Raw genomic sequence first — 9,326 nt, forward strand, 5'->3', positions numbered from 1 at the left:
GGCGGCGTTGGCGGTTTCCTCGGTCCCCGCCGCCGGTCGCTCTTCTGCGTTCACGCGTGCACCCATCGAGCGCAGCGTCTGGTCGAGCTACGAAAAAGGGCAGCTACCGATAGCTCCTAATAAGCTAAGCCGCTAAATAATAATAAGAAAATTCTCTATTGGTTTCGCTTAACATAGGGTGGTTCATCGCCATCAATGAGACGAGCCATGTCGCACGGATTCGAAGAAGTCGTACTCAGCGGGGACCGTGTCGTACTTGAACCACTGAACGCGGGGCATGCCGATGCACTGGCTAACGCCGCGGCCGACGGCGAGCTCTGGAAGCTCTGGTATACCTTCGTACCGGCGCCCGATGCCGTAGCGGCTTATATCGATACGGCCTTGGCCGAACGCGAACAGGGCGGGCTGGCCTTTGCGGTGCGTGACCGGGCCAGCGATACGGTGATCGGCTCGACCCGTTTCTGCCATGTCGATACGAATAATAGGCGCGCCGAGGTTGGCTACACCTGGTACGCCGCTCGTTTTCAGCGCACGGCGATCAACAGTGAATGCAAGCGGCTGATGCTGGCCCACGCTTTCGACAGTTTCGGTGCCATCGCAATCGAGTTCCGCACCCACTGGCACAACCGCGCCTCGCGTGCCGCGATCGCGCGGCTGGGCGCCAAGCAGGACGGCGTGCTGCGTAACCACATGAAAAGCGCAGATGGCATCTACCGCGACACGGTGGTGTTCTCGATCACCGACCAGGAATGGCCGGCGGTACGCCAGAACCTGGACTTCCAGCTCGGGCGCACGGCGTGATCAGCGCGCGTCAGTAGACGTCCATACGAATACGCTGGGCGTCGTTCATTGCCTCGACAGCCTCGGCGCCGAGGATCTCGACCAGTACCGACGTGACGCCCGGTGCCATGCCGGCGTGGCTGCCGCAGACGAAGATCGTGGCACCCGCGGCAACCCATTCGCGCAGGCGCTCGGCCTGCGCGGCGAGCGCGGTCTGAACATAGCGGCCATTGTCCGCATCGCGTGAAAACGCCAAGTCGAGATGGGCCAGCGCGCCGTCGGCCTGCCACGCATTGATCTCGTCCTGGAAATAGAAATCCCGGGCGCGTTCGCGCTCGCCGAAAATCAGCCAGTTGGCGTGCTGGCCGGCACGAACACGCGCTTGCAGATGGCCGCGCAGGCCGGCGATGCCGGTGCCGTTGCCGATGAAAAGGGCCGGTGCGGCATCGGCGTCGCTATTGGCGCGAAAACCCGGGTTGGCGCGCAGCCGCAGGTCGATAGGTGCGTCTAGCGGCGCCTGTTCGACCAGCCAGCTGGACGCCAGTCCGGTACCGCCGTCATGACGTGCCAGACGCACCACCAGTTCCACCCCGTTGCCGGTATCGACGTTGGCGATGGAATAGTCGCGCGCGGCGAGCGTCGGTCGATCGTCGAGCCAGGCCTGGCTCGCGTTGTTGCCGGCGAGCGGGGCGGCCGTGTCCGGTAACTGACGGTCCGCCAGTGCCGCGCCGAGGGTCGTGGCGGTTTCGTGGGCAACCACGGGCGTGACGGGATCTAGATCGTTCGCCGCAAGCCAGTTATCGATAAGCTGCGGTGCGTGGCGCGGGCGGATTTCGACGACATCGCCGGCCTGCCAGGCCGCTTCGTCGCCGTTACCTGGCACGAGCCGCAGCCAGGCCGTCGGGCCGCCCAGGCTTTCCGGGTTGAGGATACGCCGCTCGGCCAGCCGCCAGCGGGCGAACGCCGGTTCGGCTTTTACCGATGCCACGCCGAATTGATGGGCGAGCACGGCATGCCAGTGATCGAGCGCGGTTTCGTCGGCCTTGTCGACTTCAATCGGCGTAAGCAGGGCACGGGCGCCGCGTTCGCGCAGCGCGCGATCCAGGCGGCGACCGAAGGCGCAGTAGCTGTCGGCGTAGTCCGTATCGCCGAGGGCGAGCAGGGCATAGTCGAGCTGCTCCAGCCGTGGCTCGCCCGTGCCGCAGAAATGGCGATCGAAATGCCGTGCCGCGACGGGCGCATCGCCTTCGCCGTGGGTGCTCACCACGAACAGCGCCTGGCGGTGCGAGCCCAGGCAGGTCGGGGTCAGGTCGCCGAGTGCGGCCATGCGTACGGCTACGCCGCCCTGTTGCAGCGCGACGGCGGTGCCGCTGGCGATCCGCTCCGCGAGCCCGCTCTGACTGGCATAGGCGACCAGCAGCGCGTCAGTGCCCGCTGGTGCGTTATCTGCCAGCTGTGGCGCGGGCGCCACTCGGCGTTTCATGCGCCGCCGGCGCAGATACAGCAGCAAGCCGGTGACGAAGAACAGCGGCATGGCGAAGCTGGCGATCATTACGATGACGATGCCGGGCGTGCCGAAGAAAGCGCCCATATGCAGGGCATAGACGCTGGCCAGCAGCTTGTCGCCAGCGCTTTTGTCGTCGAAGCGGTCTGCACCGAGAATAGCGCCGGTCGCTGGATGGACGAACAGTTCGTCGTCGGCGTATTCGTGCAGCGCGTCGGCCGGGACGTAGTGGATTTCCACCGGCGCGTCCGGCTGGCGGGGCAGGCGGATAGCTACCGATTGGGCATCGGCCATTTCCGGCTCGATCTGCGCCCACACGCGTGCCAGGTCGGGGCTGCTCACCGGTGTGGCAAGTGTCGGGTGCGGCGCGTGAGCGCCGGAGGCGAACAGTGCCCGTGCGCCATCGCGATACCAGTCGAAAGACCACCACAGGCCGGTCAGCGAGGCCAGCAGGTAGATCAACAGTGCCCAGAGGCCGAGCACGGCATGCCATTCGCCGGCCAGCTTGCCGCCGAGCGCGCGCGGCCAGAGCCAGCGCCACCCTTGGCGCGGTCGCCGTTGCCAGCGGATATACAGGCCGGTCACGGACAATATGATCAGTGTGATCGTCGAGACGCCGACGATGAACTTGCCGGTGTCGCCTGCCGCCAGCCATCGGTGGATCTGGTGAATCAGCCCGAAGGTCCACTGCCCGCGCACCAGGCCCATGGGCTCGGCAGTGAACGGGTCTATAAGCGTGCGTTCACCGCGGCGGCCGGTGGTTTCCGGTGTGCGGTAGCCCAGCAGTACGGGGTAGGGGCGATCCTGGCGCCAGTACAGGCTGGAAATACTGTGATCGGGATTTGCGCTGCGATAGCGCGCGACCAACTCCTGCGGCGGCAGGCGGGGCTGATCGGATTGCAGATGACGCGTGGTATCGGTGTTCAGCCACTCGAGGATGTCCTGCTGGAAGGACATTAACCCGCCCGTGACACCAACCACCACGAGCACGGTGCCGGCGGTGATGCCAAGGAACCAGTGCAGCTGGAAGATCGGACTGAAGGCGCGCATGCGACGAACGAGCGACATCACGATTCGCAGCGCTCGGCATGCAATGAAGAAACCAGCATCCTGTCCCCCTGATGCAGGGCCGCGAGGCCTCCGCAGTGTCGTGTCGACACCTGTAGCGATTAAAAAAAACGCGGCCCGCAGGCCGCGCAATTCCACCGAGAGTGAAGGTTGCCCTTCGTTCACAAGCGCGACGGAGAGTCCGATGCGAATGCGAATGATTCTCAGTTTATATAAATACGAGTCTTTTGCAAGGCCGCTTCGGAATATTGATCTGCCAACAGCAGCGTCGCGTATTCGAAAGCGCTGTCGCGCGGATGGAAAAGCGGCCCCGGAGCGTCGCTTCGTGTCGCTGCGGTAAACATGGAGTTCGCGCGTCCGTTGATACGGTGAAGAACGAAGCACGACAACTCGCGGACGTGGGGCGCCGCGCACCCGAACGCCCCTCGTTTTGCTTTGAATAAGCGAAGCTGGCCGCTTGTTGCGTGACTGACTCTAGGTCGGGAAACCGCTACCATTCGACGGCGACGCAATCCGGAGACCGCCGTGACCCACGACGACAAACCTGGCAAGACGATGATTGGTACAGGCAGGGCCGCTGCGCTGGCAGCAGGTTTGGCTCTGCTGCTCGTGCTGGCCGGCTGCGGCAGCGACGACGAGTCGCCATCGACGAATACGGAAAAGGCGTCACCGGACGAGAAAAAGGCAGCCATGGCGGACGCGCGGACCATCCGTGAGCGCGTGATCGGTAATACCGTGACCGGCACCATGTCGCCCGACAGTGCCTACACGGAATTCTATGCGGCCGACGGTAGTATTCATGGCGCGAGCTACGAGGCCCGCTGGACGATCGAGGACGATCAGCTGTGTTTCGACTACGACGAGTCGCCGCAGATCGACTGCTACGGCGTGAAGATCGACGGTGAATCCGTCGAATGGCACCGGCAGGACGAAGTGCAGGGCAAGGGCACCCTGGTCGAGGGCAACCCGAACAACTTCTAAAAGCGCAGGCGAGCACCGCCTGTGACCAGCCGTCGCATTCGCGTGGCGGACGACGCCGACAAGGGCAGTTATGGCAGAAATCGAAAACGCGGCGGCCGATCGCGACGCAGGTCCGCGCCGCATCGTCGACCGTGGCGAGCATCGTTATACGTTGCTGGGTACGGCCCATGTCTCGCGCGCAAGCGCCGAGGAAGTCCAGCGCGAGATCGAGACCGGCAACTACGACGCCGTGGCGATCGAACTCTGCGATGCGCGCCATGCGGCGATCACCCGGGCTGGCGAGATCGAACAGATGGATCTGTTTCAGGTGCTGCGGCAAGGCAAGGCCGGCATGGTCGCGGCCAATCTCGCGCTCGGGGCCTACCAGCAGCGACTAGCGGATCAGTTCGGCATAGAGCCTGGTGCGGAGATGCGCGCGGCCATCAGCGCCAGCGCGGCTGCCAATCTGCCGGTCGAACTGATCGATCGCAATATCGGCATCACTCTAAAACGAGTCTACCGCCGCATTCCGTGGTGGCAGCGCATGAGCACGCTCGGCGCGCTGTTCGGCAGTCTGCTCTCGCGTGAAAAGATCGAGGAAGAGGACATCGAGCGGCTCAAGGAAGGCGACATGCTCGAGTCCACCTTCAACGAGTTCGCCACCGAATCTGCGACGATGCACGAGACGCTCATCGATGAGCGCGATCGCTACATGGCGGCCCAACTGCTCAAGCGCCCGCCCAAGCGCAACACGCTGGTCGTGGTCGGTGCCGGCCATCTCAAGGGCCTGGCCGGCTATCTGCGAGAAGGCATGGCGGAGCCCGAGGCAACGATCGACGCGCTGGACGATGTGCCGCCCGGCGCGCGCTGGGTGAAGTGGCTGCCCTGGATCATCGTGGCGCTGGTGTTCATCGGTTTTGCGATCGGGTTTTCGCGCAGCACCGGTCTGGGCCAGCAGTTGGTCATCGAATGGGTGGTCATCAACGGCGCGTTGTCGGCGATCGGCGCTGCGGCGGCCCTCGCACACCCGTTGACGGTGGTGACAGCCTTCGTGGCTGCGCCACTGACCTCACTGAATCCCACCATCGGCGCCGGCATGGTCACGGCGGCCGCAGAACTGTGGCTGCGCAAGCCGCGGGTGGGTGATTTCTCCACCCTCAAGAGCGACGTCACCAAGGTCAGCGGCTGGTGGAAAAACCGCGTCTCGCGCACGTTGCTGGTGTTCGTTTTCTCGACCATCGGCTCGGCTGCGGGCACGTATATCGCCGGTTTTCGTATCGTCGGGCAGCTGTTCGGCGGTTAGCGCGATTCGTCCTCGGGCGATGCGCCGCTAACCGGCTTGATAACCGCGCCGGCATCCCTGCCTTGAATGGTCGTGGTGGCACGATCGGCCCGGATAGCATCGGTTTCTCCGATTGCGCGGCCGTCGGTGTCCAAGATGAGCACGGCGTTCGCGGCGTACTGAAAAAGATAGCGCTGTATCACGCCCCAGAGCGGCAGCGTACCGGCGGTTTCCTCGTAATGGGCGACGACGCGCTCGCGTGCCGTGATGAACTGTTCGCCCAGTCCCAGATCGAGGAATGATCGATCGAAACCAAGCCAGCGCCGGGGCTCCATGAGTCCGAGGACGAAAATCGGTTCGTTGCAGCGCTTGAAACCGGTATCGACGAAGATCACCGGCCGAAACGCCGTGTTGCGATGGCTCACCAGTACACGAATACGCGCGTGCTCTGCCGTTCGCAGCGCTGGGTCGATCTCGAGCGCGTCGCACAGGGAAATCAGGAACTCGTCGCCGGAATAACGGAAATCGTAGTGACTGCTGTCGAGTCCGGGCAGCGGGTCGCCAAGCACGTAATCGATCCGAGCGATTAACTTCTCGTCGACCCGTCGATAGCCCATGCGCCGTGCGAGTTCGGCGCGTGACAGCCGATATGCGCGCCGGCGCAGTGTGTCGTTCAAAGATGCTTGCGCGGTGTCACTCATGCAACAGCTGCCGCGCCGGCGTCAGTAGCAGATCCGCATTGGCAGGCCGGCGGCATCGGTATCCGGCGTCTCCGGCAAAGTCACATGGCGCTCTGTCGCGATGCGCTCGGCGGTGAACAGACAGGCAAAGGCGTCGGCGAGGTCGTCGTCTGCCGCATCCTGTTTCGAGACAAGTATGCGAGCGTTCGCAAAGGCATCGCGGCCAAAATGGGCGGCAATGAGATCGCGTCGTCGCGACTGGCCGGTGGCGCTACGCTTGGGTTCGGCGAGTGCCTCGCCCCCGTTGAGCGCCATGAAGCTGACTTCCGGGTGCGTCTCGAACACGCGCGTATGCCAGTGCTCGGTACGGCGCAGCAGACCGTCGACTTCCCGAATCTTGGGCAGCAGATGGTAGGTCTGGGCCGACAGACGCTTGCCGCAGTATTCGGCGTTGATGGCACTGGCTTCACCGTGGTTGCGCCCGGCCAGCGCTGCACGTACCGGCGTGGGAAACACGCTGGTGGCGCGCCGGCCCGAAAGCAGAGCTCGGGCGGCCTGATCGCAGGCCCGGCTGCCGTCCTCGGCAAGCCCGATGGGCATGTCGATGGCCACCACCTCCGGCCCCAGCCGGTCGAGTAGATCACCGAGGTCGCGATCGACAAATGCGCCTTTGTGGGTCACCGCGATCCAGCCGCCCGGGCAGCCGTCGATGCCGGCACATTTGCCGAGCAGCTCCTGACGTTCCCGATAGTCGGCCAGCGGCGTGGCAAACGAAAGGGTATAGCCGTCCGGGTCGCGGATATGGAAATAGCGTTCGTCCCAGGGCGCGTCGGCTGGCTTGAAGTCCGGCTTGAGGCCGGCGGCCAGCGCGCGTGTATGAACGGCGTCGACATCGTCCACGTGGAAGATGGTCAGCCCGCCGCCGGGCCGTGCCGTTTCGCCCGCGTTGAGATTGAGAAATCCCGAGCCGGCGTGAAAGCTGGTGAACCCCGCTTCCTCGCCTCCGAACTTCAGTTCGAAACCCAGGCCTCGATAGAACGCGCAGCTGCGCGCCATGTCCGTCACGAATAGCGTGACGGCGCTGATATGACGTATCCCCATTCCATGATCTTGCGGTGCGCGATCGGCCAAGGCAATAGCCTTGTGGCGAAGGTAGCCTTGATTACGGCCCGCGCTGCGCGGTGTTAATGTCGAGTTCTGCCAGACATCGCAACAGGAGCTGCGCGTCATGTCGCAAATGAAGGTTGCCCAGATCAATAGTGCCGGTGGCGATTTCGAACTCGTCGACCGCAACATTCCCGATCCCGGCCCGGACCAGGTCCGCGTGAAGATCGAGGCTTGCGGCATCTGTCACTCGGATGCTTTCGTGAAGGAGGGCGGGTTTCCGGGCCTGGAATATCCGCGCGTGCCCGGCCACGAGGTCGCCGGCGTGATCGATGCGATCGGTGATGAAGTCGATCACTGGCAGTCTGGCCAGCGTGTCGGCGTGGGCTGGCATGGTGGCCACTGTTTTTCCTGTGATTCCTGCCGGCGCGGTGATTTCGTCACCTGCCAGAACCAGCAGATCTGCGGGATCAGCTACGACGGCGGCTATGCCGAGTACATGATCGCTCCGGCCGAGGCGCTGGTTGCGATCCCGGACGAGCTCACGTCGGTGGCGGCCGCGCCGCTGCTGTGTGCCGGGGTGACCACCTACAACGCGCTGCGCAATTCCGGCGCCCACCCGGGCGACGTGGTCGCCGTGCTTGGTGTGGGCGGTCTCGGTCACCTGGGCGTGCAGTACGCCCACGCCATGGGCTTTCATACCGTGGCGCTGTCGCGCGGCACCGATAAGAAAGACCTGGCCATGCAACTCGGTGCGGACACCTATATCGATACCGAGGCCGAGAACCCGGCCGACGCGCTGCAGAAACTCGGCGGCGCGCGCGTGATTTTGGCTACCGCCCCCAATCCCAAACTGATGAGCTCAGTGATCGATGGTCTGGGCGTTAATGGCCAGCTCCTCGTCGTCGGCGCTTCGCCGGATTCGATCGAGGTTTCGCCGTTCCAGTTGCTCATGGCGCGGCGCAGTGTCGCGGGACATCCCAGCGGGGCGCCGCAGGATTCGCAGGACACGCTCGGTTTCTCGGCCTTGCGCGATATCGAGACGCAGATCGAGACTTATCCGCTGGCGGAGGTCAACGAGGCCTATGCACGGATGATCAATAACGAAGCGCGTTTTCGTGTAGTGCTGACGATGAGCTGATCGCTTCGCGGTATAGACGTGCTGACGTTTCGAGCCCGCCTTCTTGGCGGGCTTTGTCGTTGTGGCGGCGGCGGTCGATCGGCTCTTGTCGATAGATGCAGCTTTAGACTGAGTTTGTCGTGTGAAAAAAGGGGGCGATTGCGCTGAGCTGAATAATTCTCAACTAATAACTGCGAGTTTTGAATCAACTACTCGGGTGAGCGTTGCTTGGTGTTTCGCACTGCTGTGCGAGTGTCTTTTATTTGCTTGTCCAAATAAAAGTCACCAAAACAAAGGACACCCCGTCTTGCGCCGATGCTTCGCATCGGTGCCCTGCGCTGCTCCGGCCGAAAGCGGGCCAGCCGGAAACTCGCTTCGCTCAAACATCCGGCTGTCTGTTTCCGCTTTCGGCCTCCACTGCTCGGCGCTGCGCCCAAGGGGCCCCAATACAGGCAAGCTCGCTATCGCTCGCTGAAGGTCGCGTCTCGATCTGCGTAGGCCGGGTTAGCCGAAGGCGTGATTCTTTAGGGTCACGGGCGCCCGCGCCAGCTTTGACTCTGCAGTCGCTACGGCTTGAGGGGCGACGGTGCTGCGTGTATTTGCCCCCTTGCACGACGACGGAGACGCGCAGCGGCGAAGGGTGTCCGGCGCACCGCGCCGGTGCGGCCAGCCTGTTTGAGAATCGCCAAAGCGATTCGAGTTCTGGCCGCATCCCTTCGGCGCGAGCATCGAAGTGCACCGGCGCAGCCGGCGCCGTGCCGGGTGTCTTTTTCTTTGCTTGGCGGTTTCAAGTATCAAGTGCAACAGCGCCATTGTCCCGGTCTTGGA

General features: G+C 63.7%; 8 protein-coding genes. 4 read left to right on the forward strand and 4 right to left on the reverse strand.

Annotated features, from left to right (window positions below; translation table 11 throughout):
• The first annotated feature begins 207 nt into the window (after nucleotides 1-207).
• The gene (locus SADO_RS16840; protein WP_353113543.1) at nucleotides 208-801 is read left to right on the forward strand and encodes a GNAT family N-acetyltransferase; all 594 of its coding nucleotides are present in this window, start codon (nucleotides 208-210) and stop codon (nucleotides 799-801) included.
• Nucleotides 802-811: 10 nt separating this feature from the next.
• Here the strand turns inward: SADO_RS16840 and SADO_RS16845 are convergent, their stop codons facing one another.
• Nucleotides 812-3,352 (reverse strand): PepSY domain-containing protein, encoded by a 2,541-nt coding sequence (locus SADO_RS16845; RefSeq protein WP_353113545.1) that lies wholly within the window; start codon nucleotides 3,350-3,352, stop codon nucleotides 812-814.
• 203 nt (nucleotides 3,353-3,555) lie between these two features.
• Entirely contained in the window at nucleotides 3,556-3,696 is a 141-nt protein-coding gene (locus tag SADO_RS16850; protein ID WP_353113547.1) for a hypothetical protein, read from the reverse strand.
• A 181-nt stretch (nucleotides 3,697-3,877) separates the two neighbouring features.
• On the opposite strand from SADO_RS16850, the gene SADO_RS16855 reads away from it, so the two are divergent.
• Nucleotides 3,878-4,333 (forward strand): hypothetical protein, encoded by a 456-nt coding sequence (locus tag SADO_RS16855; protein WP_353113549.1) that lies wholly within the window; start codon nucleotides 3,878-3,880, stop codon nucleotides 4,331-4,333.
• A gap of 70 nt (nucleotides 4,334-4,403) precedes the next feature.
• Complete coding sequence (locus SADO_RS16860) at nucleotides 4,404-5,615, forward strand: TraB/GumN family protein (RefSeq protein ID WP_353113551.1); 1,212 nt, start codon at nucleotides 4,404-4,406, stop codon at nucleotides 5,613-5,615.
• Here the strand turns inward: SADO_RS16860 and SADO_RS16865 are convergent.
• Both SADO_RS16865 and SADO_RS16870 read right to left on the reverse strand, forming a co-directional pair.
• Entirely contained in the window at nucleotides 5,612-6,295 is a 684-nt protein-coding gene (locus SADO_RS16865) for a hypothetical protein (protein ID WP_353113553.1), read from the reverse strand. The genes SADO_RS16860 and SADO_RS16865 overlap by 4 nt on opposite strands.
• A 21-nt stretch (nucleotides 6,296-6,316) precedes the next feature.
• The gene (locus SADO_RS16870; protein WP_353113555.1) at nucleotides 6,317-7,375 is read right to left on the reverse strand and encodes a DUF429 domain-containing protein; all 1,059 of its coding nucleotides are present in this window, start codon (nucleotides 7,373-7,375) and stop codon (nucleotides 6,317-6,319) included.
• A gap of 127 nt (nucleotides 7,376-7,502) precedes the next feature.
• Here SADO_RS16870 and SADO_RS16875 point away from each other — a divergent pair, with 127 nt between their 5' ends.
• Nucleotides 7,503-8,519, forward strand: coding sequence for an alcohol dehydrogenase (locus tag SADO_RS16875; RefSeq protein WP_353113557.1), 1,017 nt, complete (start codon nucleotides 7,503-7,505; stop codon nucleotides 8,517-8,519).
• The last annotated feature ends 807 nt before the right edge of the window (nucleotides 8,520-9,326 follow it).

It is taken from the genome of Salinisphaera dokdonensis CL-ES53 (assembly GCF_040361215.1).
Taxonomy (GTDB): domain Bacteria; phylum Pseudomonadota; class Gammaproteobacteria; order Nevskiales; family Salinisphaeraceae; genus Salinisphaera; species Salinisphaera dokdonensis.

What these genes read in the sequence shown, in the direction of transcription:
- SADO_RS16845 (WP_353113545.1), bottom strand. Translation starts at nt 3,352, where the DNA reads ATGTCGCTCGTTCGTCGCATGCGCGCCTTCAGTCCGATCTTCCAGCTG.
- SADO_RS16850 (WP_353113547.1), bottom strand. Translation starts at nt 3,696, where the DNA reads ATGTTTACCGCAGCGACACGAAGCGACGCTCCGGGGCCGCTTTTCCAT.
- SADO_RS16870 (WP_353113555.1), bottom strand. Translation starts at nt 7,375, where the DNA reads ATGGGGATACGTCATATCAGCGCCGTCACGCTATTCGTGACGGACATG.
- SADO_RS16865 (WP_353113553.1), bottom strand. Translation starts at nt 6,295, where the DNA reads ATGAGTGACACCGCGCAAGCATCTTTGAACGACACACTGCGCCGGCGC.
- SADO_RS16840 (WP_353113543.1), top strand. Translation starts at nt 208, where the DNA reads ATGTCGCACGGATTCGAAGAAGTCGTACTCAGCGGGGACCGTGTCGTA.
- SADO_RS16875 (WP_353113557.1), top strand. Translation starts at nt 7,503, where the DNA reads ATGTCGCAAATGAAGGTTGCCCAGATCAATAGTGCCGGTGGCGATTTC.
- SADO_RS16860 (WP_353113551.1), top strand. Translation starts at nt 4,404, where the DNA reads ATGGCAGAAATCGAAAACGCGGCGGCCGATCGCGACGCAGGTCCGCGC.